Annotated in this window: 1 protein-coding gene; it reads left to right on the top strand. The window is 65.7% G+C overall.

Annotation, left to right across the window (positions count from 1 at the left end; genetic code table 11):
* A partial coding sequence (locus EVJ33_RS15345; RefSeq protein WP_131438392.1) for a DUF4113 domain-containing protein occupies window positions 1-286 on the top strand: 286 nt, incomplete at its 5' end.
* Between the last annotated feature and the right edge of the window lie 93 nt (window positions 287-379).

The raw sequence follows: 379 nt of genomic DNA, 5'->3' as shown, positions 1-379 counted from the left end.
GATCCTCCCCGAGATCCGCCCGGGCGCCCGCTACGCCCGGGCCGGAGTCATCGTCACTGACCTCTCCCCCGCTGGGGTGCAGCCAACGTTGCCGGGGTTCACCTCGGAGATGGAGGACAGGAAGATCGCAACCATCATCGACGAGGTGACGACCAAGCTCGGCCGTGACAATCTCGGCCTTGGGTTCGGCGGGCTGAAGTCAGGCGTGGACTGGCAGATGGCCCGAGCCATGCTCTCGCCGAGGTGCACGACTCATTGGGGTGAGCTCGCGATCGTCAGGGCCTGATCCGAGGGGCGGGACCTGGAGGTGTCAGTGCGGCGTGATAGATCTGAGGGCATGTCGACTCTTGGCCCCTATCAGGACCCCACTGTGCGTGAG

The sequence above is a fragment of the Exiguobacterium sp. SL-10 genome, assembly GCF_004337025.1.
Taxonomy (GTDB): domain Bacteria; phylum Bacillota; class Bacilli; order Exiguobacteriales; family Exiguobacteriaceae; genus Exiguobacterium.
This window is presented reverse-complemented; position numbering and strand designations above follow the sequence as displayed.